Source organism: Achromobacter sp. SD115, assembly GCF_017355315.1.
Taxonomy (GTDB): Bacteria; Pseudomonadota; Gammaproteobacteria; order Burkholderiales; family Burkholderiaceae_B; genus Achromobacter; species Achromobacter xylosoxidans_B.
Genome location: NZ_JADIJM010000008.1, coordinates 20,674 through 42,152, shown reverse-complemented (window position 1 = coordinate 42,152; position 21,479 = coordinate 20,674). Strand labels below are relative to the sequence as shown.

Here is a 21,479-nt window from a genome sequence, read left to right as displayed (position 1 = left end):
ATGTCTCAGCCGGGTGAAACCGCATATCCCTGGAAATGGGTATTTTCACAGGAATTCGGCCCTGGCGCCGCTACCGCCTGCAGCTTTCGAGAAACTCGGAAAGCAGAATGGGCGGAGACAGCACATAGCCCTGCCCATGGCTGCACCCCATGGACTGGAGCAGGGCGATATCCGGCGCGTTTTCAATGCCTTCGGCAATCACGCGCAGACCGAGCCGCTCTCCCAGCAGCACCGACAGCCGCGTGATTTCGCGCGCCTTCCTGTCGCGGCGGATGCGACGCACGAAACGGCCGTCGATCTTCAGTTCGGCGATGGGCAGCGCGTTCAAGAGCTGCAAGGACGCATACCCGGTTCCGAAATCATCCATGCTGACCTGGCAGCCCGCCTTCGCGAATTTCTTCAGCGACTTGCGCAACGGTTCGATACGGGTAATAGGCTGGTCCTCGGTCAACTCGATGCGAAACCGCGTCAACGGGATGTTCGCGGCTCCCGCATGGCGCGCCAGGGCATCGATCGCGTCCTGGCTGGACAAGGTCGAAGCCGAGGCGTTGATCGCCAGGGGCACGTCGATTCCCTGCGCGCTCAGCGCGGCCGAAGCAGCGACCGCCAAGCGGCATATTTGTTCGAAAAAAGGCAGATCCACGCCAAGGCGATGAACGGCGGGAACAAATTCGGCCGGTCCGACCTCACCCCTGACAGGGTGAGTCCAACGGGCCAGGCATTCCGCGGCGACCATTTCGCCATTCAGCAGATTGAACTGCGGCTGCAGCACGACGCTCAAGCCGTCGCCGCGCCGTGCCATCAACATGACTTCCTCGTCGCCAAGCTGCTGGCTTTGCGCTATGGCGCGTTTCATACATCATTCCTGGTGGGCTTGGGGCGAAATTACATCTCGCCACTCTACGGCGCTTTGGGAACGAAAAATGTAGGATGATTCAGAATGTGCGCCTCACGCGCGCCAGGATTGCGCTCAAGTTTTGGACAACCGGCACATAGTCGTCCAACAGTTCCGCACGCGCCTGGCCGCCTTCCCTGGCAAGCATCCCTTCGACGCGCAGGCAAAGCTCAACCAAGGCGCCACAGCCCAGCAATTGCGCGGTGTTCAGGATTCGATGCGCATTGCGCTTGACCTCCGTCCATCGCTCCTGCTCGATCGCCAGCAGCAAGGCATCGACGTCCTCCCCATGGTTCTGATCCAGGCTTCGAGCCAGCTCCGCGGCGATATCCAGATCGTTGCCGACCTTGGAAAGCAGCTCGCCGCGCAGCGCCGCCACGGCCTGGGCCTGCGCGTCTTCATGCACGGGATGATTGGCTGGAGCCGATGGATTGTTCACGCGGGAATACGCCGTATTGAGATATTTACATCGAAATTTTCGACTTTCTTGCAAAATCGACCAATTCAACCAGAGAGCCGATCTGCAATTTGTTCATTATCCTGGTCTTGTGCGTGCTCACCGTTTTGTTGCTGATGAACAGCGCGTCGCCGATTTCCTTGTTGCTCAAACCCTGCGCCAGCATCTGGGTGACGACCATTTCCTTATTGGAGAGCAGGTCGAGTTTTTTCTGGTAGGCGTCCACCAGATCCGCGTTGCCGGCCGCCTTGGCCGAGTTCGGAAATACGCTATAGCCCGCCAGCACGGATTCGATGCAGCGGACCAGTTCCTTGATTTCCAGACGCTTGCTGGCGTAGCCACAGGCGCCGAGTTCCGCCACGCGCGACGCGAAGACCGAGGGATCATGCGCCGACACCACCAATATCCGCAAGTCCGGATTAACGGCAAGAATCCGGGAAATCGCCTCCAGACCGCCCATTTTTGGCATATCCAGATCAAGCACGATCAAATCCGGGCGCTCGCTCTTGGCCAGCGCCAACGTGTCGACCCCGTTATCCGCCTCCAGTATCCGGCTTGCGCTGGGCAACAGCGCAATCTGCGTCCTCAGGACCAGACGAAACGCAGGATGATCATCAACAATCAGGACAGTCGACATCTCGTCCTCCTTCAGTGAATCGTAGTCCCACGAGCCGGCGGTCGCCTGCCGTGCGCGAGGATGAAGGATTGCAGCGTCTGCAAATCCACAGGCTTTATCAGCACGGCGTTCATGCTGGTCCGCGCGCCGGAAGCCAGATCGAGTTCAAGTTCGCTCGCGGTATAGCCCAGCACCGGCGTTGCCGCATTGAGGCCGCCGCCGGCCCTCAGGGCAGCCGTGAAGGCGGCGCCGTCCATGACGGGCATGACGCAGTCGCAGATGATCAGATCGAACTCCAGCCGCTGCGCCAATGCCAGGCCAGCCGCGCCGTTCTGCGCGAATTGCGCGGAATGCTTCAACATTCGCAGCTGATGCTTGAGCAGCAGCCGGTTGGCTTCATGGTCGTCGATGACGAGTATGCGCAGGCCGCCGGCGTCGGCCGTCGCGAGCGCAGGAGCCGTCGCCACCGCAGCGTGTGCGGAAGGCGGCAGCGCCAACGGCAACCGCACCGAGATCCTTGCGCCCTGCCCAGCGGCGCTAGACACTTCCATGGATCCGCCCATCAAGCGCGCGAGCTCGCTACATATGGACAGCCCCAATCCGATGCCTGCGCCCTGCTCCCTGAGCGCAGGCTCAAAGTGCGGCGCAGCCAGCCTGGCCTGAACATCCGCGGCGATCCCGGGACCGGTGTCCGCCACGCAAAGCGTGATCCACTGGATCTCCTCCGTCAACCGCGCGGCTTGCAGCGCGACATCGATGCGGCCATGGTCCGTAAAGCGGACCGCATTGGACAACAGGTTATCCAGCAGTTGCTTGAGACGGATCGGATCCGAAAAATGGCGCTCCGCGAGCTCACCCTCGATGTCCAGCGACAACTCCAGGCCCTTCGCTTCCGCGGCGGCCCTGAATGGCGCCAACGCGTCGGCCGCCAGCGCGCGCAGATCGACATTCTTGCGCCGCAGCTGGAAATGGCCGGTCTCCAGCTTGGAGATATCGATCAAGCCGCTGATCAGGGACAACAGCGATTGGGCCGACTGGCGCGACACCGCAAGCTTCTCACGCGTGTCGCCGGACAGGCCGCCGCGCCCCAGGATCAGCTCGAGCATGCCGATGATCGCATTCAAGGGAGTGCGGATTTCATGGCTGATGAACGCAAGGTACGTCGACTTCATCAAATTGGCCCTCTCCATGCCCAACCTGGTTTCGGACACTTGCCGCAGCATGTCGGGAAATCCGCGAAAACGCGCGTTGCCCCCAATCAAGCCGATGACGGCGCCGTCCGCCCCGCGCAAGGGTGCGGCCCACGCCGCCACCCCGGATGCGGGATCATGCTTGAAAGCATGCTCGCGCACCAGCGTTTCGCCGCTGGCCAGCACCTGGCGATAGTCGCGGATGATCTCTTCCAGATGGGGAGGCTGATCGCTTCCAGGGGCCGGCGCGGTCAAAGACTCCAGCGCGGCATGCAGGGGACGGCTCCAGCCCTCACGGCGGCAAGTGGCCCCGTACTCCTTGAGCGAGTCATTGCGCGTCACGAGGTTGAGGTCGAGATCCCGGATGAAAAGGGCGACAGGCAGCTCATCCGCCAAGCGCGCCAGTCCGGCCAGTTCGCCGCGCGGCATACTGGCGCCACGGATGCGCAAGACGATCCAGACCAGCGCGGTGATCAGCGCCGCTGCCAACGCCATGTTCAGGAACACGGAAAGCGTGAGCATGACGCTAGCCTCGCGATGGACCACTATGCCGCTCCGTCGCACGCAAGCCCGCTTGGGGTGCGTGCCTCTGGCAGGCAGAAGGCCAGCGCCTGTTGCAGGTCCCTCAGGCTGGCAGGCTTCACCAATACCTCGACCATTCCCGCGCGCCGGCCCCCCTCCCGATCCTCGATGCGCACGTCGGCCGTGTAGCCCAACACGGGAACAGTGGCGCTTTCGCCGGCACCCGCACGCAGCATCTGAATGAACCCGGCACCATCCATGTCCCGCAACGCGCTATCGCAAATAATCAGGTCGAACCGGCTTTCCCTGGCCAGCGCCAAACCCTGCTCGCCGTGCTCCACCAGCTGGACCTCATGGCCGAGCAGTTCCAATTGGCTTTTCAGCAACAGGCGGTTGGCGGCGTAGCTTTCGACAACCAGCATCCGCAGCCCGGTGAAGGGCCGTTGCACCAATTCGGACTCAGCCTCCTGCGCCACGTCGCTCAATTCTCCGGAGCCAAGCGCCAACGGCACGCGGACATGGACATGGGTACCCTCGCCGACAGCGCTGGAGATGTGGATGGTTCCGCCTATGCGGTGCACCATCTGCTGGCAATAGTGCAAGCCCAGGCCGGCGCCATCGGGAGAAGCGCTCAGACCCGCTTCATAGCGGGACTCCGTCAGCTTCTGTTGTATGTACGGCTCGATGCCGCTGCCGGTATCGATGACGGACAGCGTGACCCATTGCTGGCCATTCGCCACTGGCGCGCCGTCCAGGTGTATCCGGACCCCGCCGCGCGCCGTATAGCGTATGGCGTTGGACAGGAAATTGTTGAGCAGCTGATTCACCCCTTGCACATCTATCAAATGACTGGCCGCTACTTCCGGGGCCACCTCCAACGTCAGGCTGATGCCTTTCTCATAGGCGCTGGGCGCGAACAGCGCAATCACGTCCGCAGCAACCCTGCGCAGTGAAATGGGTGCGCTCGTGCACAAGAGGTCGCCCGTCTCCATGCTGTGGATATCGACGATGGACGGCAGCAACTGAAGCAGCGACTGGGCAGAGGATCGCACGGTCGCCAGCATCTCTTTCGACTGGCGGGGCATCGCGAGGTCGAGCGCAGCCATCTCCAGCAGCCCCGCCATGACGTTCAGGGGATTGCGCACATCGCGGCTGACCGCCGCGAGGAATCGGGTCTTCATGTCGTTGATGCGCTCTGCCCTGCGATGCGCACTTGCCGAATCGTCCAGCGATTGACCATGGCCGAGAAAATACATGCCCACAGACAACATGCCTATGACTTGATCGTCGGCGCCCCGCAGCGGAAAAACCCATGCCTGGTGTGCCGCCTTGATGCCAACAGCCTCTACCTCGTGGGTGAAGTCATACGCTCTCGGCTCGCCGCTGGCCACCGCGGCCTGGAACTCGCTCACCATGATGGCAAAGTTGGGCGCCATCGGGATCCGGTCCTTCTCGTCATCGGACAGGAAGGCCATGTCGAGGTACTCCGGCTTGCCCCAGCCATTCTTGACGGCGATGTCGGCAAAGCGCTGCAGGCCCGCGCTGGGCCCGACCAGTCGCAGCGATTTTTCCCGCACGCCCATGTCCACGGGCGCCGCGGCGATAAGACTGGCGACCTGCTTCAGACGCCGCAGCGGGTCGCGGTCTTTCATCAAGGCGCGTCGCATTACCAGAGCGGCCGACAAAAGCCCAAGAAATAGAACTCCGTTCAATACCCAGGACCAGGTTTCGGCCGATGCCAACTGTTGTTGCAAGGACCCGGCAATGATAGGCGCGCCAAACGCAAATAGGACTATGAGAATCGCGGCCGCTACAACCGGCAGCCGGGTGCGGACGACGCCGCTGCGCTGCATAGCGCTCGCAAGAACTTCCGGCTTCATTCTGGGGAGTGTCGGTGGTCGTGCCTGTGGCGGGATTTGGTATGCGCTGCGCAGCCGCGATTTTATCGCAGAAGGCATATTGCAAGCCCTTTGCACACATCTGCGGCCCAACAAAATCCACGAAACGTTGCTTTCAAATCACGGCCCAAATCAGTCCAATAAGCACCAATTAAATCGCCTCATTCGGACAACATTGGCAATTATTGGCAAGAATTGCCAATCGTCTTTTTCATATGAAATTTCATACAACAAGAAGGGAGGATTCATACATTTCACAAATCCTGATTCTTTTAACTTTCGTTTGCCGACGAAATGCAGCATGCGGGATCCGGAGGAGCAGACGAATTGATTATCTGGACGCATCTTTTCGTCAATATCCGAATTGAATGTTGATAACAACCGGATCAAACGGAAGTTAATTCCTGAAAACCGATAGACAGCATTTCGAAAGTCGGCCGCCATCTGTTTTCAATCGTCTCCAGGCGGCGTTTTTGATTATTAATCGACTCAGGATATTTACTTCCATGAACAAGAACACCATTGCCAAGTTTGCCCTGCTCGCCACGGCGGCCGTTGTTTCCCAAACAGCCCTGGCCGAAGACGGGCGCATCAATTTCGTCGGCGAAATCGTCGATGCGCCGTGCGACATCTCCCCCCAAGCAACCAACCTGACCGTCCCACTTGGAAAAGTGTCTAGAACCACCCTGGACGGCGCCGTCGGCAAGTACTCGACGCCCGCGCAATTCGAACTCCAGCTGGCCAACTGCAGCGCCACGGCCAAGGGTGCAAGCGTGACGTTTACCGGCACGGCAGACACCATCAATACGGACACGCTGGCCATCGGCATCGGCGAACTTGGCAGCGCCACCGGCGTGGCCGTCGAACTACGCGACGCCGCACAGAAAAAAATCAAGTTGGGAGCGGAGTCCCCCGACTACACGCTGCGCGCAGGCACCAACAATCTGAAGTTTGGCGCCGTCTACGTCTCGACCGCCAACACGGTCACCGTCGGCCCCGCCAACGCCACTGCGCAGTTCACGGTGAACTACAAGTAGGCCACTTTGCCAGACCGCCGGCCCCTCTGGAAAGGGGCTGGCCGCCAGCATCCTCGCAGCACGCGGTTCTTCGGGAACCGGCTGGCTTGCGAGCAAAACATCGAGACTCTCATGCTGAAAGACATCGCGCAACGGTTCGTCCTCAAGGCGCGGCCCTTCATGATTTTCGCCCTAGCGGCCACGCTGGCCCACGCCAATGCGGCAGCCGGCGTGCTGGTCGGAGGCACCCGCGTCATTTTCAACGAGAAGGACCGCGAGTCCTCCATTCCCGTCAAGAACACGGGCGTGTCTCCTTACGTCGTGCAGGCCTGGATCGATGCCGGCGAAGGCAATACCAAGGCGCCGTTCGTGGCCAGCCCGCCGCTATCGCGCTTGGATTCGGGCCAGGAAAACATGCTGCGCATACTGCGCCTGGCCGGCAATCTGCCACTCGATCGCGAATCAGTGTTCTGGCTGAACGTCAAGGAGATCCCGGAAAAGAGCCAGGACGAAAACGTGCTGCAGATCGCGGTGCGCACCCGCATCAAACTGTTCTACCGGCCCTCGGGCCTGGCAGGCAAACCTGGCGAACAGCGTCAGCAACTGCAATGGGCTGTCGCCTCCGGCGGCAGGGGTGCCGTGCTGAAGATCGCCAATCCGTCCGCCTATCACGTCACCTTCGCCACGCTGACGATCAACGGCGGCCAACAAGAAATCAACGGCGGAATGGTGTCGCCTGGCGGTGTGCTCGAGTACCCCTTGTCCGGGCTATCCGCGCCCCGGGACGTGGACGTCGTGTTCACGACCATCAACGACTACGGCGCCGAGACCCCCGAGGAAAAAGTCCGCGTGCCCAGCGCGCAAGTCCCGGTCCACGTCAAGGCCGAGCCCGTCGCGCCTGCCACAAGCCGTTAATGCCCGGAGCTAATGCAATGATTGGCGTATCGCAGGGCCGCATGCCCCCTACCGCGGCATTGGCATCGCTGTTGCTGGGTCTCGCCTCATTCTCGGGCCAGGCCGCCGAACCGACGGGTACCGTTTTCAATCAGGAATTCCTGGGCACAGGCGGAGACCAGCCGCAGGCAGACCTGTCCATCTTCAGTTTCGGCAATAGCGTGCTGCCTGGCGAGTACCTGGCCGACGTGTTCGTCAACGATCAGTCCATGGGCAGGAGCAGAATCCTCATCGAGACCCAGGAAGGCCAGAAGCAGCCCTCGGTCTGCCTGACCCGTAGCCAACTGGAGACCTGGGGCGTCAACATGGCCGCATTGCCCGAATCCGCTGGCGCGGATGGCGCCTGCGTGGACCTGCCCGCCCTGGTGCAAGACGCAGCCGTGAGCTTCGACGGCGGCAAGCAACGGTTGCATCTGAGCATTCCGCAAGCCGCGCTCAAGCGCTCGGCGCGGGATTCGGTCGATCCGTCACGCTGGGACAAGGGCATTACCTCGGGTCTGCTGGATTATCAGCTCAACATGTCGCGCCAGGGCGGGGAAAATTCGTCCAGCCGCGGCGCCGAATCGCCCTACATGGCCTACGCTGGATTGCGCGGAGGCTTGAACTTCGGCGACTGGCGCCTGCGCCACGCCTCCAACTACAACCGCGGCTCCAACGGACGCGGAGAATGGCAGTCGCTGGAAACCAATCTGCAGCGCGACTTGCGCTCGATCAACGGTCAACTGCTGCTCGGCGACGGCTATACGCCAGGCAATTTTTTTGACAGCGTGCCGTTCCGCGGCGTGCAAGTCTATTCGGACGACTCCATGCTGCCGGACAGCATGCAAGGCTACGCGCCGACCATACGCGGCATTGCCCAGACCAACGCCCTCGTCACCGTCAGACAAAACGGCTACATCGTGTACAACGCCTATGTCGCGCCCGGCGCCTTCGTGCTGGACGACCTGTACCCCTCCTCCTCCGGTGGCGATCTGGAAGTCACCATCACGGAATCGGATGGCCGTCAGAACCGGTACGTGCAGGCCTATGCCTCCGTGCCCACGTTGTTGCGCGAAGGCACCTGGCGCTACAGCGCCACCGCCGGACGTTACCGCAACGCCTACGGTTCCAACGAACGCGAGCCCACCTTCCTTCAGGGAACGGCAGCGCGCGGCCTGGTCCAGGAGTTCTCGTTGTATGGCGGTGTCACTGCGGCCAGCATCTATCAATCCGGCGTGGTTGGCGTGGGCAAAAACCTGCGCAGTTTCGGTGCGGTCTCTCTGGACCTGACGCATGCGCGCACCTCCACCGAGCGCTTGAAAACCCAGGGTCAATCCATACGCTTCCTGTATGCCAAATCCCTCGAAGAATCCGGAACCAACTTCAGCCTCGCCGGCTACCGCTATTCCACCAGCGGCTACCGAACCTTTCGCGAATCGACCGGCATCGACGATTTCGAGCGCGGCAGCAGGATACCCAGCCGTCGTAACGAACTACGGTTCGACGTGAATCAGTCGCTGGGCTCATGGGGATCGATCTACGCGACGGCGCGTCAGCAGTCGTACTGGCAGACGAATCAGAAGGAGCGGATGATCCAGGTCGCCTACGCCGGCTCCTACAGACAGGTCAGCTACAACGTCATGGTCGACATGAACACCGGTGTCAACAGTTCGAGAAACCGCCGGGTCATGCTGTCGCTATCGATTCCGCTGGGTGCCTCGCGCAGCAGCGCCACCTATTCCCTGACCACCGGCAACAATGGCGAGACCAGTCACGCAGCCGCGGTTTCCGGCTCCGCGCTCGAAGACAACCAGCTCACCTACCACCTTACGGCCACCACTTCCAACCAGAACGGCGCCAACAGCACCGGCGACGCCAGCTACCTTTCCAGGATTGGCCGCTTCGACCTGGGCGCGTCGCAGGGACGGAATTTCAACCAGATCAACGCAGGCCTGTCAGGCGGCATCGTCGTGCATGCCGGAGGCGTAACGCTTGGCCAACCCCTGGGCGAAACCGTGGCGCTGGTGCGCGCACCGTCGGCCGACAATGTGCGCTTCGAATCGCATCCCGGCGTCAGCACCAACGCCAGCGGCTACGCCATCGTGCCGAGCCTGAGCCCGTATCGCTCCAATCGCCTGGCAATGCGCACCGCCGACCTAGGCGACACCATCGAAGTCAGGAACGCGGCGGTGAATCTGGTGCCCACCCGCGGCGCGGTGATACAGGCAGGGTTTGAGACGGTAGTGGGCTATCGCTTGATGATGACGCTGACCCGCAAGGACAACAGCGTGGTGCCGTTCGGCGCGCGCATCGACAACGAGGCGGGCGAGGAGATCGGCATCGTGGGGCCGGACGGCCAAGCCTTCGTGACCGGAGCACGGCAGTCAGGAACGATGCGCATCGTCTGGGGCCGTGGCGCCAGCGACAGTTGCGGCGTGTCGTACCGCCTGCCTGAAGAAGACCGTCCCACTCCCATACGCGAAGTTAGCTACACGTGCCTGTAAGGCGTGCTCCAGAAAATTGCATGCGATAGGAAGAAGCAAGAATGAAAAACACTCGGGCCGTCAAAGGACGACAGAAAGCCGCAATGCTGGCGCTCTCGTGCCTGGCGTTGATGCTGGGCGCGTATGCGCCGCAGAGCCAAGCGGCATGCACCCTGGGACCAGGGATCGCTCAGAATGTGATCAATATCAACCTCGGCAACATACTCGTGCCACCGGGCAGGGGACAAAGCAAAGTCGACCCCATCGCCGACAGAAAATACCCCATCAGTCATAAGGACGGCGCGCTCCTCAGATGCAGTGACGGCGGCGGAAAGGCGATGGGATCCATTCACATGGGCTCACGGGTGGACGACACCTCCATCTACCGGACAAACATCCCAGGCATCGGCATCCGTATCGGGCTGCGTCCAGGCGACCATGTCGGGAGCTTCTATTTCCCTTACAGCTGGGGCCTGGATCACGCAGGCACGGAAGGCACTATCGGCCCCAAAGGCTGGATTCACGTCCAACTTTTCAAGATCAGCCCCACCACCGGCAACGGCGCTCTCGAAGCAGGACTTTACGCCAGCTTGTACGCGCAAGACGCGCCAGGAGAGGCCTTGCGCGTGCGGATCGACGGCAGGACAACCTCGATCATCACTCCTTCGTGCACCGCCGCTCCCACTCCTCCCGTCCGGCTGGGCAAGGTCTGGAAAAACCTGTTCAGCTCGGTCGGCAGCACGGCGGCGGAACAGAGCTTCAACATCAAGCTGAATTGCCGCGAAGCCAAGCCGGAACTGAATTCCGTGTACCTGCGCATGGACGCCAAGCCCGACGCTTCGGGCACGCCGGGCGTGATCGCCCTGAGCCCCGATGCCAATGCCGCGACCGGGGTCGGCATCCAGATCCTGGACAAGGACCGCCAGCCGGTCGCCTATGGCCAAAGCGCCCTGGTGGGCGTCTCCAAGGACGGCGTCTATGACGTGCCTTTCCATGCCCGCTATTACCAGACCGCAAGCCAGGTGACCGCGGGTGTCGCAAACGGCACGGCAACCTTCACGCTTGAATACAAATGAGCCCCTTCGAATCCACGAACCACAGGCCATCGATCATGAAGAAAACCGCTTTCAACCACACCGTCCATGTCTGCGTCGATGCGATAGAACCGGCCGCGGCGCTGGTGCAGGGGTTGGGCGATCGCGCCCAGATGGTATGCCTGACTCAGTCCGCCGCCAGATTGCAGGAGCAGCTTGCCGAACCCGGCCTGCACTATGTCGTCATGCACGGCAGCGCGGAATGGCTGGCCTCGATGATGTACGCACGCCGCGGCCCCTACGTCGCCGGGCTGGTATTGATGATCACCGCCCATGACTCCTCCAATACCAGGGCGGAACTGATATGCGCCGGCGCCGACGCCTGCCTGTCCTCGGACGCGGGCATCGACGAATTGCTGGCGGCGCTGAGCAGCCTGGAACGCCTGTCGTCGGCGCTGCGCACGCGCCTGCAGCGCGAAGCCATGCCCGCGCCGGAGGCGCAGGCCCAGGCACGACAGCGGCGGGCCCTGGCGGGGACCGTCGCGAGCGTCCGCGTCACGCCGGTTCGCGAGTGGGCGCTGGTCGAGGCTGAGAAGACGCTGCGCGCGCCGGACAGCGCCGGCATGATTGCGCTGAGCAACAAGGAATACGCACTGTTGTCGTGCCTGAGCGGCCACGACTTCCAGTACCGCAGCATTGCCGACCTGCACCGCGAGGTCTGGCCGGATGCCGCAGGCCGCCCCGTGCATCTGCAGCGCGCCATCGTCTCCAGCGTGGTCGGCCGCTTGCGCCGCCGGGCGCGGCTGGCGGGAATCGAACTGCCGCTGCGCACGAGCTATGGGCAGGGCTATACCTTTGTTCATCCGCTGAGCAACGCAAACTAGCAGCGGCCGGCCAACGCGACGCCGCAACGGCGACGATCGTTTCCTGCCCGACAAAATTTCGTATTCCTCAGACGCGGAAATCGATGTCTTCCGACTAAATTTCCCGGCCCTGCCCCATACAGTACCCGTACTCGCCGGCATGCGCAGATTCGCGCATGTCGCCGGCGGGTACGAACCGCCTGGATGCCGACGTAAAGCGGTGTCCGGTCTTAAAGAAATCCCGACAGATCGTTCCAACTCCAACGCCCAAGGACCCCCGTCCGGCCTGCGTCGGGGTCGATTCCGATCGCCCTCGGGAAAGCCAAGCCTCTAAGGAAATACACAACATGAAACGCAGTATCGTCGCCTCCCTCCTGGCATCCGGAGCGCTGTTCTCCATGCTCGCCCCGGTCCCCGCCCACGCTGTCGATGGCGTCATCAACTTCATGGGCGTGATCCGCGCTCCCGGTTGCGACATCAACGGCAACACGCCCGGCCTGGGCAACACGCAAACGGTCCAACTGGGCACGCCCACGCCGGAGGAAGTCACTCTGGGCAACGCCGTCGAGGCCGAGTTCCAGCTGAATCTGGCGGGTGGCGCAGGCTGCACCGACGGCCGCAAGGTTCGCATCATGTTCGATCCGACCAACGGCACGCCCGCGGGCAACCTGGCGCTGCTGGACGGCGACCGTGCCCCCAACGTCGAAATTCAGATCCGCAACAACGGCGCTGGCAATACCACGCTCATCCCCATCGGCGGCTCGGAAACCACCCCCCAGGTCGCCACGATCACCGGCGGCACGGCGCAACTGAAGTACGCCGCCAAGTACGTCCCCGTCGGCGGTTCGGCAGGCGCGGGTTCGGGTGCTTCGAGCATCAAGTACCTGCTGTCCTACAACTAAGCGCGAGCCGGTCATGGCGTCTGTAGCACGCATCGTTTCATCCCTGGCGGCCGCTTGCGCCATGACCCTGTGCGCCTGGGCCGCTCCGGCCCAGGCGGGGCTTGTGCTGCAAAGCACCCGCCTGGTCGTTTCACCGGATACCCGGGACGTGACATTGGCCATCCGCAATGCGGGCAGCGGTCCTGTCCTGGCCCAGAGCTGGCTCGACGACGGCAGCGCGGACACCCCGCCCGCCGATATGCGCGTGCCTTTCGTCCTGGCACCCGCTGTCGTGCGCGTGGACCCGGACAGCGGCGCGGTACTGCGGCTTTCTTATACCCGCGAGCCCTTGCCCACGGACCGCGAAAGCCTCTTCTATCTGAACATCCTGGAAACGCCGCCGCGCGACCCCAATGACACCAATGTGCTGATTTTCCAGTTCCGGTCCCGCATCAAAGTGTTCTTCAGGCCAACCTCGCTGCGCCCCCATGTGCAGGCCGCGCCGGGTCTGTTGACCTGGAAGCTTCAGCCTGGCCCGCGGGGCGGGCAGGCGCTGGAAGTCACCAACCCGACCCCCTACTACGTTTCCTTTGCGAGCATCGATCTGGTCGCGAGCGGCAAGCGCACCGAACTTTCCGGTGGCATGGTCGCGCCGTTCGACAAGACGCGCTTCGACATACCGTCGCACGCAAGCAGGCCGACAGGAAAGGTGACGGTCCAGTACGAAGTCATCACCGATTACGGCGGCGCCAACAAGGCCGAAAAAGTCGTTTCCGAATAAAGACCTGGCGCGGCTTGCGCCGGCGCACCATAGAACTGACACGTCCCAATGGAATATCCACACGCAAGGGCTTGGGCCCGCTTGCCAGACCCCGCTCGTCTCTCGAGACGGCGCGCGACACCCTCCAGATCCGCGCCCGGCGTCTGGGCCGCCCTGCTGGCGGCGGCAGCCTGGACCGCGCCGGTACACGGCAAGCAAGCGTTCTTCGATCCGCAGATGATGTTCCACGGCGCGGGCGGAACGGCCATCGACACCGCCCGCTTCGAACGCGGCAATTTCATGGAACCGGGCTTGCATCGGCTGGACGTGTACATCAACGGCCAGTGGCGTGGCCTGGAAGAAGTTCTGTTCCGCCAACAAGCTGGCAACGATGGCGCCACGGCCTGTTACGACAGCGCCCTGCTGCAGCGCCTGGGCCTGGACGTGGAAAAGGCCGCGCGCGGTGACGGCATGCTCGCTCTGAGCGATGAGACAGCCTGCGGCGAACTTGCGCGCTACGTGCCCGGCGCACAGGTAAAACTGGAAGTGGCCGAGCAGAAGCTATACCTGACCGTGCCCAAGTACTACCTGCGTCTTTCCAGCGCTGGCGCCTACGTGGACCCGTCGAACTGGGAAAGTGGCGTAACGGCGGCGCTGCTGAATTACAACAGCAACATCTTCACGTCGGAAAGCAGAGACACCCGGACCACGCGCGGCTATGCCGGCCTGAACGCCGGCCTCAACGTGGGCGCATTTCGCCTGCGCCACTATGGCAGCGCCACCTGGTCTCCCGGACATGGCGCCAGCTATCAGCGCGGCTATACCTACCTGAAGACCGACGTGCCGGCATGGAAGTCGCAGCTGCTGCTGGGCGAGAGTTCCACCGACGGCGACCTGTTCGAATCCGTGTCGTTCCGCGGCGTGCAGCTCGCCAGCGATGAACGCATGCTGCCCAGCTCGCTGCGTTCCTATACGCCGGTCGTGCGTGGCACCGCCAACAGCAACGCTCAGGTGTCGGTGTACCAACGCGGCTACCTCGTGTACGAAACCACGGTGGCGCCCGGCCCCTTCGCGATCGAGGACCTGCAAGCCGCGGGATATGGCGGCGACCTGGACGTGCGCATCGTCGAGGCGGACGGCAGTTCGCGCAGCTTCGTCGTTCCCTTCGCCACCACGGTCCAGCTGCTGCGGCCTGGCGCCACCCGCTACAGCCTGACGGCGGGACGGGCGATAGACCTGGGCATGGGCAGCAGCTCGCAATACGTGATACAGGGCACGCTCAAGCGCGGATTGGGAGACATGTACACGGGCTACGGTGGCCTGGCGTTCACAGGACACTATGGCTCCGCGCTGGCGGGCGCCGCGGTGAATACCCAGATAGGAGCGTTCGCGGCGGACGTCACGCTATCCCGCGCCGACTTACCGGACGAAGGCACCCGCACCGGCGCCAGCTACCGTCTGTCGTACAGCAAGAACCTGCCCAACAGCGGCACCAACTTTTCGTTGCTGGCCTACCGCTATTCCACCAGCGGCTTCGTAGGCCTGCGCGAAAGCATCGCACTGCAAGGCACGCCGCAGCGCTACCGTTGGTACGGCGACGTGGGTCGCACGCGCGGCCGGCTCGATGCCAACATCAGCCAGCAATTGGGCGCGGACGGCGGCAACATCTATCTGTCCGGCTCCGCCATCCAATACTGGCAAGGCCACGGCAATACCGTCAACTTCGCGCTGGGCTATAGCAACCGCTGGCGCGATCTCACCTATTCCCTGGGGGTGCAGCGCATGCAGAACCTCGGCACCCGGGACTCCTATACGGGCGGCGGCCGCGACACTTCCACCCTGGTCACGGTGAATTTCTCCATTCCGCTGGGCCCGGCCGTGCGCGGCGCCCCCACGCTCAGCACCTACTACAGCGGGGATTCCCGCGCAGGCTCCAACATCACGACTTCGGTTGCCGGCAGTATGGGCGAGTCAGACCGGGGCACGTACTCCGTGTCGGCTTCGCACGCCAGCAGCGAGAACGCCAACTCTGCAAGCGCGAACATCGGCTACAGACTGCCGCAAGCCTGGGTCGCCGCAGGCGTCTCGCAAGGATCCGGCTACCGCCAGGCATCACTGAACGCGTCCGGCGGCGTGCTCGCCCATGCCGGCGGCGTGACGTTCTCGCAGACGCTGGGGGAAACGGTGGCGCTGGTGCGCGCCGACCACGCCGCAGGCGCGCAGATCGGATACGGCGGCGACAGGCTGGACGGCCGGGGCTATGGCGTCGTCGCCAGCCTGAGCCCGTACCAGCTCAACACCATCGACATCGATCCTCTCGGCATCCCGGACGACGTGGAGCTGCAGGCCAGTTCCCGCAACGTGGCGCCCCGCGCCGGCGCGGTCGTGCTGTTGTCCTACCCCACCCGCGTGGCGCGTCCCGTGTTGATCACCGGCCGCCAAGCCGACGGCGCTGTGCTGCCGTTCGGCGCGGAAGTCATCGACGCCGACGACGGCAAGTCGGTGGGCGCGGTGGGTCAGGGCAGCCGCATCGTCATGCGCGTGGAAAAGGACCAGGGCCGCATCACCGTGCAATGGGGACCCGGGGCGCAGCAGCGCTGCGCCATCGACTATGTCCTGCCCGAACGCGCACCGCAACGCGCCCGGGGCTACGACGAGCTCTCCCTGACCTGCGAATCGATTCCGGCGGACGCGGTCAAGTCCGCCCCCCCCGGCCCGCTGGCGCAGCGATGACAGGGCTGAGATCGGGCGGCGCGATTGCCCGCAAGAGCGCCGCAGGCCTTGCCGCCTGCCTGCTGATGACCGGCATGGCCGCCTCGGCGCAGGCCGGCCTGACCGTGATCGGAACGCGCTTCGTCTATCCGGCGCAAGCCAAGTCACTGACGATACGCACCGGCAACTCGGAGGATGCGCCCATCCTGGTACAGGCTTGGTTGGACCAGGAGCGCGCGCAAACGCGCACCGACCCCAGCGAGTTGCCCGTCCCCTTCGTGCTGACGCCTCCCGTCTACCGGCTGGACCCGGGTGAACGCAAGGCACTGGAACTGCGCTACACGGGCGAGCCCCTGGCGACAGACCGCGAGTCGGTGTTCTGGATCAATTTCCTCGAGATCCCGTCGCAACCGGCAGCACAACGCAATCGGCTGCAACTGTCTTTCAGGCTGCGGATGAAGGTGCTATTCCGGCCGCCGGGGCTGAAAGGCAGTCCTCAGGAGGCGCCCGCGCAAATCACGTGGAAATACCAGGCGACAGGCAACACCGACGAGTCTTGGCAGCTGGAAGCTCGCAACCCGACTCCCTTTTTTGTCTCGCTGGCACGGATCGAGCTTCCCGCCAGGGACGGTCCGCTGCGCATGGACGGATTGACGCTGGCGCCCTACGCCACATCCCTATACACGCTGCCCGCAGGGCACAAACCCCAGGCGGGGACCGCCACGCTGAGCTACGAGGCCGCCGGCGATGCCGGTGACCTGGTGCGAGGCGCCGCGACGCTCTCGGCCGCAGATTGAGCCAGGGCTGGTCCCGGCATCCAGGAGAAAATCGTATGTGCAGACACAAGAAAACAGGCGCCCGTCCACGACGCGCGCCCAAGCCTTCTGGCCGGCCCGCCACGGTGTTGCTGGCCGTCCTGATGGCGTTGCAGAGCGCCCCGTCCCGCGGCGAGATGAACATGACCCATCCGGCCATCAAATGCACCCAGTCGAACCAGGGCGGGGGCCCGTGGCGCGAGGTGAAGCCGCTGACCAGTTCATCCCAGGTCGGCGACGTCCTCTTCGAACGCGGTGCCGGACTTTTCAACAGCTTCCAGTTCGGTTCCGGCATATCCGTCAACGTGCTCCACGAGTTGGTGGCGGCGGCACAGTGGGGACCCAATGTCGGCGTGACGTCCGACGGCACGGCGCGGACCAATGTGCCCGGCATCGGACTGCAGATATCCGTCATGGGCGCGGACGGGGTAGAAAGAAGAATCCGGCCGAGCGCGGCGCCCGCCGTCACCGACAAGCGTCCCGTCTACTACGACACCTCCGGCTCGCCATCGCAGACGAACTCAACCGTTACCGAGTACATCCAGCGCCTTGTGCTGACCGACGCCCCAGCCAACCTGCCCAGCGGGGAATTGAAGGTGACGGGGGTGGATCCCAACATCACCCTGATGCTCTATACGGTCAACTACCAACAGGGCATGGTGGGATACGGCGATCTCATCCTGAACTTTCCCTCGTGGTCGCCCGCCATTCCCAACGTCTGCGGCAGCCAGCCCTTTACCTATCAGGGCACGGGCATCATCGGACTGGGAGGAGGCTCCGGCGTGATCGTGCCCAACAAGTGCGAGGTAGGCGCCTACCGGACGATTCCGGTGGCGTTGGGGGAGTGGCCGATCTCGACCTTCGACGCGCCTGGAGCCACCTCGCCGTCCAAGGAGTTCTCCATCGCGCTCAGCCAATGCAGCGCCGCAGCCAAGCCGACCATCACCTTTGCCGACAAGAACGGCCAGAACCCGGACCCGCAGGTGCTGAACTTGAAGCCGGGTCCTGAGACGGCTCAAGGCATAGGTATCGCCATGGTCAACGATCTCAGCAATGCGCCGATCAGATACGGCACCGCCTACGACATGCGGCGCATCGGCGACCAGGCGGTGTTGCCGCTGCGAGCGCACTACATCCGCACGGCGCCCAGCAATGGCACGGTCGCAGGCGGCATCGCCGATGGCAGCGCCGAATTCACCTTCGAGTTCCCCTGAAACCCGCCGCGGGCCGCGACGTCGGAAGGCTATCCATCCGACGTCGCGACAGCCATGAAAAAGGCCATGGACGTTTCCGTCCATGGCCTATTTTCATGCCCTGCTGATTAGTACTCGACGATTCCGTAGTTCAGGCCGACAGGCTGCACCAGAGACGCCAGTCCAGACGCGCTGCTGGAAGTCAGGAGTCCATAGTTCAAGCCAACCAGGCCCCCGTAGGTCTGGCCATAGCCGTTCAAGAAGTTCACTTTCCCGCTGGCGCTGGAATAGGAAACGAGGCCCTGGTTGTACCCCACGATGCCACCGAGATAAGCGTAGCGGTCGCCGCTCACCGCGCCCCCGCCAGACGACTGCAAGACCTCTCCGGTATCGCCGTTCTCGCCCACCACGCCGCCAATGCGGCCATAGGCGCCGCCGCGGACATTGCCGCTGGCCGTGGCCGAAGTAATCACGCCGTGGTTGGAACCAACCAGCCCACCCACCGCGCCGCTCTGCCCGGCCGTCACGTCACCGCTGGCGTTGACCACCCGCAGCGCGCCAGCGTTGTAGCCGACCAGGCCGCCCGAATGTCCGGAGCTGCCGCCCGTGACCTGGCCGCGCGCAACCGAGGCTTCGATGGTGTCGATGTTGTAGCCCACCAGGCCGCCCACCTTGCCCCCGGCGCGGTGATAGCCGGCATTTACGTTGCCGCTCGCCTCTCCGGTATCGATGAGACCGGCATTGACGCCAGCCAGGCCGCCCACATTGACGCCGTAGTAGTCCGTCACGGCGCCGCTGGCCTTGACGTTGAGCAGGGATCCGCCGCTGAGGTTTTGTCCCACCGCTCCCCCGGTGGCATTGCCGGTCGAACCCGTGACGGCGCCATAGGCGATCGAATCGGAGATTTTCCCGCTGCTCAGGCCCGCCAGACCGCCTGTGTTGCCGCTGGAGCCGCCCTGGACGCGGCCTGCCGTGAACGAGCGTTCAATGTCTCCGCCGATGTTGTTGCCGGCCAGGCCGCCAACATTGGCCCCGGTTCCGGAACCCGTCGTATCCATCAGACTCGACGAATCCTCGATCAAGCCGCGGTTCACGCCAACCAATCCACCCATGCCGCCCAGATCGCCGCCCAGGATGGTTCCCGAAACCGCGTTACGCGCCGTACTGCGGGTGATCGTGCCCCGGGTCAGGCGTGAATTCAGGTTTTCGCCCACCAGTCCGCCAATGGCAACCGTCTGGGATCCGGCCCGCACCGTGCCGGCGACCGTCGCTCGATCGATGCTGCCGCCGGCATTGGTGCCAACCAGTCCGCCCATCACGTTGCTGCGATACGAACTGCCGGTAAGGTTCACCAGGCTCGTCGATACGTTCTGGATCGAACCGGTGTTGCGTCCCACTAGAGCGCCGATAGACATGGGCGCTCCGCCGCCGGAAGGAACGTTGACCCGCAGCGATGCCAGTTTCAGATTGCTGATGTCGCCGGAGGACGCGGCGAACAGACCCACATGGGGGCCCGATCCGGTGATATAGAAGCTGCTCAGCGTGTTGCCCAGGCCGTCGAAGGTACCCGAGAAGATGCCGTTGGCGCCGCCCAAGGATTGGATCGTGGACGTTCCGGTCAGATTGACACCCAGGACATACAGCCCGGCGAGGTTACTGTCGATGCCCTGTAATTGAGCGGCGTTCTGGATTACCGAGTAGCGCTGCCCATTGGCGTGGAACGACGCACCCGCGCCCGACAGCGTGACCGTGGCGTCGTCGCCCAGGACATAGCCTTGCGGCGCATCCAGGGACAGCGCGCCGTTGACGCCGCTGACCACGGTCTTGCCGTTAAGCATGACCTTGCCGGCGGCAGACATGCCGATCGCGGCGTTCTGGCCGCTCGCGGTCAGCGTCCCATTGGCGGCGACATCGCGCGCGGAAACCAGCTTGAGGGAATTGCCACTGCTCCATGCCATCGCGCCACCGAGCGCCACGTCGCCGGAAGTGCTTTCCAGTACGATATTCGTGGCTGCCAGACTGCTGCTCAGAGTGCTGGTGTTCACCGTGACGTTGGGCGATGTGGCGGTATCCTGCACGCCGACTTCTCCGGACACGATGCGCCAGGTTCCGGTCTCGCCGTTCGAGGCTTTCGTGTCGACCTCGGTGCCCAGGCGCACTGCGACCTGCTGCCCGCGCACTTCCACCGTGCCGCCGTTTCCAGGCGTGGCCAGCGCGCCGGCGTTCATCCTTCCTGCCGCCACCACTACACCGTCGGAGCCGCCGTCCAACGTGATCTTTCCGCTTTGCCCCTGCAAAGTCTTGGCTTCGATGATGCCCTGGCTGTTGACCACCGTCCGCAACGCGGCGCCGGCGGCTTTCGCGGTCATCAGAACCTGGCCGCCGTCAGCCTTCAACAGGCCGCCGTTCTCCGCCAGGGCGGAGAGTGCGGATCCATTCACCTGCAGGTCGAGCATCCCGTTGCCATCGAAGTTCACACGGAAGTCGTTGCCCGCGCCCAACGCGACGCGACCCAACCGCGCCTGGATCACCCCCTGATTGCTCACCTTGGCGCCCAGCAGCGCAACGCTGCCCCGGTCCGCGGCGGAAATGGTCCCCTGATTCAGCACGGACGCATCGGAGCCGCCGACAAAGCGATAGGTGCCCGCGTTGAAATCAGCGTCGGACAGCAGCTTGGTCGATGCCACCAGACCGCCCACGTTGACCTCGGCGCTCTTGCCGAAGACGATGCCGTTGGGGTTGACCAGGAAGACCTGGCCGTTCGCGTCCATCCGCCCCAGGATCGAGCTGGGCGACAGACCATTCACTCTATTCAGCGCAATGCTGCTGCCGTCGGGCTGGTTAAAGCTGACGCGTTCGTCCGCGCCTATGCTGAAACTGTTCCAGTCGATAATCAGCTTTTTCGTGTGCTGATTGATCGATACCTGCTTCTGGTCCAGCGTGGTGTGGATATTGCCTATGCCATTGCCGGCCGCGATGGTACCGCCCGTAGGGGCCGCATGTACGGAGGACAGGCCTGCCAGGCCGATCAATGCCAACACCGCAACGCTGCCACGCCGGCCGCCCCCCGCCTTACCGCAACGGCGCACCGACTCGCGTGCCACGTTCCAGCATTGTCTGGCTTCGCTCCATACCAATGCGTATATCTTGTTCATGCTTGCCTCAAAAGAATGGCGGATCCGACGGAATGACGGACTAAGCCGGTTAAGAA

General features: G+C 63.4%; 17 protein-coding genes. 11 read left to right on the top strand and 6 right to left on the bottom strand.

Annotation, left to right across the window (positions count from 1 at the left end):
• Positions 1 to 70 precede the first annotated feature (70 nt).
• The 5 genes from IPU70_RS13295 to IPU70_RS13275 form a co-directional block, all read right to left on the bottom strand.
• A complete protein-coding gene (locus IPU70_RS13295) occupies positions 71 to 856 on the bottom strand; it encodes an EAL domain-containing protein (RefSeq protein WP_207467892.1) in 786 nt (261 codons plus the stop codon).
• A 79-nt stretch (positions 857 to 935) separates the two neighbouring features.
• The gene (locus tag IPU70_RS32985) at positions 936 to 1,334 is read right to left on the bottom strand and encodes an Hpt domain-containing protein (protein ID WP_207467891.1); all 399 of its coding nucleotides are present in this window, start codon (positions 1,332 to 1,334) and stop codon (positions 936 to 938) included.
• Between the two features lie 25 nt (positions 1,335 to 1,359).
• Positions 1,360 to 1,989, bottom strand: coding sequence for a response regulator transcription factor (locus IPU70_RS13285; RefSeq protein ID WP_207467890.1), 630 nt, complete (start codon positions 1,987 to 1,989; stop codon positions 1,360 to 1,362).
• Positions 1,990 to 2,000: 11 nt separating this feature from the next.
• Positions 2,001 to 3,680, bottom strand: coding sequence for an ATP-binding protein (locus IPU70_RS13280; protein ID WP_207467889.1), 1,680 nt, complete (start codon positions 3,678 to 3,680; stop codon positions 2,001 to 2,003).
• Positions 3,681 to 3,703: 23 nt separating this feature from the next.
• On the bottom strand, positions 3,704 to 5,332 hold the full coding sequence (locus IPU70_RS13275) for an ATP-binding protein (protein ID WP_207467888.1): 1,629 nt from the start codon (positions 5,330 to 5,332) through the stop codon (positions 3,704 to 3,706).
• Between the two features lie 142 nt (positions 5,333 to 5,474).
• Between IPU70_RS13275 and IPU70_RS13270 the strand changes: the two genes are divergently transcribed.
• The 11 genes from IPU70_RS13270 (at position 5,475) to IPU70_RS13220 (ending at position 18,289) form a co-directional block, all read left to right on the top strand.
• Positions 5,475 to 5,909, top strand: a complete 435-nt coding sequence (locus tag IPU70_RS13270; RefSeq protein WP_207467886.1) for a hypothetical protein — start codon at positions 5,475 to 5,477, stop codon at positions 5,907 to 5,909.
• A gap of 175 nt (positions 5,910 to 6,084) precedes the next feature.
• Positions 6,085 to 6,615, top strand: coding sequence for a fimbrial protein (locus IPU70_RS13265; RefSeq protein ID WP_207467884.1), 531 nt, complete (start codon positions 6,085 to 6,087; stop codon positions 6,613 to 6,615).
• A 111-nt stretch (positions 6,616 to 6,726) separates the two neighbouring features.
• Complete coding sequence (locus IPU70_RS13260; RefSeq protein ID WP_242702485.1) at positions 6,727 to 7,509, top strand: molecular chaperone; 783 nt, start codon at positions 6,727 to 6,729, stop codon at positions 7,507 to 7,509.
• 17 nt (positions 7,510 to 7,526) lie between these two features.
• Complete coding sequence (locus tag IPU70_RS13255; RefSeq protein WP_207467882.1) at positions 7,527 to 10,031, top strand: fimbria/pilus outer membrane usher protein; 2,505 nt, start codon at positions 7,527 to 7,529, stop codon at positions 10,029 to 10,031.
• A gap of 41 nt (positions 10,032 to 10,072) precedes the next feature.
• The gene (locus IPU70_RS13250) at positions 10,073 to 11,086 is read left to right on the top strand and encodes a fimbrial protein (protein WP_207467880.1); all 1,014 of its coding nucleotides are present in this window, start codon (positions 10,073 to 10,075) and stop codon (positions 11,084 to 11,086) included.
• Positions 11,087 to 11,121: 35 nt separating this feature from the next.
• A complete protein-coding gene (locus tag IPU70_RS13245; RefSeq protein WP_207467878.1) occupies positions 11,122 to 11,928 on the top strand; it encodes a winged helix-turn-helix domain-containing protein in 807 nt (268 codons plus the stop codon).
• 326 nt (positions 11,929 to 12,254) lie between these two features.
• Positions 12,255 to 12,809, top strand: coding sequence for a fimbrial protein (locus IPU70_RS13240; RefSeq protein ID WP_207467876.1), 555 nt, complete (start codon positions 12,255 to 12,257; stop codon positions 12,807 to 12,809).
• A 13-nt stretch (positions 12,810 to 12,822) separates the two neighbouring features.
• Positions 12,823 to 13,569, top strand: coding sequence for a molecular chaperone (locus IPU70_RS13235; protein WP_242702484.1), 747 nt, complete (start codon positions 12,823 to 12,825; stop codon positions 13,567 to 13,569).
• A gap of 81 nt (positions 13,570 to 13,650) precedes the next feature.
• The gene (locus IPU70_RS13230; protein ID WP_242702483.1) at positions 13,651 to 16,281 is read left to right on the top strand and encodes a fimbria/pilus outer membrane usher protein; all 2,631 of its coding nucleotides are present in this window, start codon (positions 13,651 to 13,653) and stop codon (positions 16,279 to 16,281) included.
• Positions 16,278 to 17,057 carry a molecular chaperone gene (locus IPU70_RS13225; RefSeq protein WP_207467872.1) on the top strand — a complete coding sequence of 260 codons (780 nt, stop codon included), beginning with the start codon at positions 16,278 to 16,280 and terminating at the stop codon, positions 17,055 to 17,057. Before IPU70_RS13230 ends, IPU70_RS13225 begins: the two co-directional genes overlap by 4 nt.
• Positions 17,058 to 17,092: 35 nt before the next feature.
• Positions 17,093 to 18,289 (top strand): fimbrial protein, encoded by a 1,197-nt coding sequence (locus tag IPU70_RS13220; RefSeq protein WP_207467871.1) that lies wholly within the window; start codon positions 17,093 to 17,095, stop codon positions 18,287 to 18,289.
• 107 nt (positions 18,290 to 18,396) lie between these two features.
• Here the strand turns inward: IPU70_RS13220 and IPU70_RS13215 are convergent, their stop codons facing one another.
• Positions 18,397 to 21,423 carry a GLUG motif-containing protein gene (locus tag IPU70_RS13215; RefSeq protein WP_207467869.1) on the bottom strand — a complete coding sequence of 1,009 codons (3,027 nt, stop codon included), beginning with the start codon at positions 21,421 to 21,423 and terminating at the stop codon, positions 18,397 to 18,399.
• Positions 21,424 to 21,479 lie beyond the last annotated feature (56 nt).

Coding starts and splice junctions, on each gene's coding strand:
- IPU70_RS13295 (WP_207467892.1), bottom strand. CDS start 856: ATGAAACGCGCCATAGCGCAAAGCCAGCAGCTTGGCGACGAGGAAGTC.
- IPU70_RS13285 (WP_207467890.1), bottom strand. CDS start 1,989: ATGTCGACTGTCCTGATTGTTGATGATCATCCTGCGTTTCGTCTGGTC.
- IPU70_RS13280 (WP_207467889.1), bottom strand. CDS start 3,680: ATGCTCACGCTTTCCGTGTTCCTGAACATGGCGTTGGCAGCGGCGCTG.
- IPU70_RS13275 (WP_207467888.1), bottom strand. CDS start 5,332: ATGAAAGACCGCGACCCGCTGCGGCGTCTGAAGCAGGTCGCCAGTCTT.
- IPU70_RS13270 (WP_207467886.1), top strand. CDS start 5,475: ATGAGAATCGCGGCCGCTACAACCGGCAGCCGGGTGCGGACGACGCCG.
- IPU70_RS13265 (WP_207467884.1), top strand. CDS start 6,085: ATGAACAAGAACACCATTGCCAAGTTTGCCCTGCTCGCCACGGCGGCC.
- IPU70_RS13260 (WP_242702485.1), top strand. CDS start 6,727: ATGCTGAAAGACATCGCGCAACGGTTCGTCCTCAAGGCGCGGCCCTTC.
- IPU70_RS13255 (WP_207467882.1), top strand. CDS start 7,527: ATGATTGGCGTATCGCAGGGCCGCATGCCCCCTACCGCGGCATTGGCA.
- IPU70_RS13250 (WP_207467880.1), top strand. CDS start 10,073: ATGAAAAACACTCGGGCCGTCAAAGGACGACAGAAAGCCGCAATGCTG.
- IPU70_RS13245 (WP_207467878.1), top strand. CDS start 11,122: ATGAAGAAAACCGCTTTCAACCACACCGTCCATGTCTGCGTCGATGCG.
- IPU70_RS13240 (WP_207467876.1), top strand. CDS start 12,255: ATGAAACGCAGTATCGTCGCCTCCCTCCTGGCATCCGGAGCGCTGTTC.
- IPU70_RS13235 (WP_242702484.1), top strand. CDS start 12,823: ATGGCGTCTGTAGCACGCATCGTTTCATCCCTGGCGGCCGCTTGCGCC.
- IPU70_RS13225 (WP_207467872.1), top strand. CDS start 16,278: ATGACAGGGCTGAGATCGGGCGGCGCGATTGCCCGCAAGAGCGCCGCA.
- IPU70_RS13220 (WP_207467871.1), top strand. CDS start 17,093: ATGTGCAGACACAAGAAAACAGGCGCCCGTCCACGACGCGCGCCCAAG.
- IPU70_RS13215 (WP_207467869.1), bottom strand. CDS start 21,423: ATGAACAAGATATACGCATTGGTATGGAGCGAAGCCAGACAATGCTGG.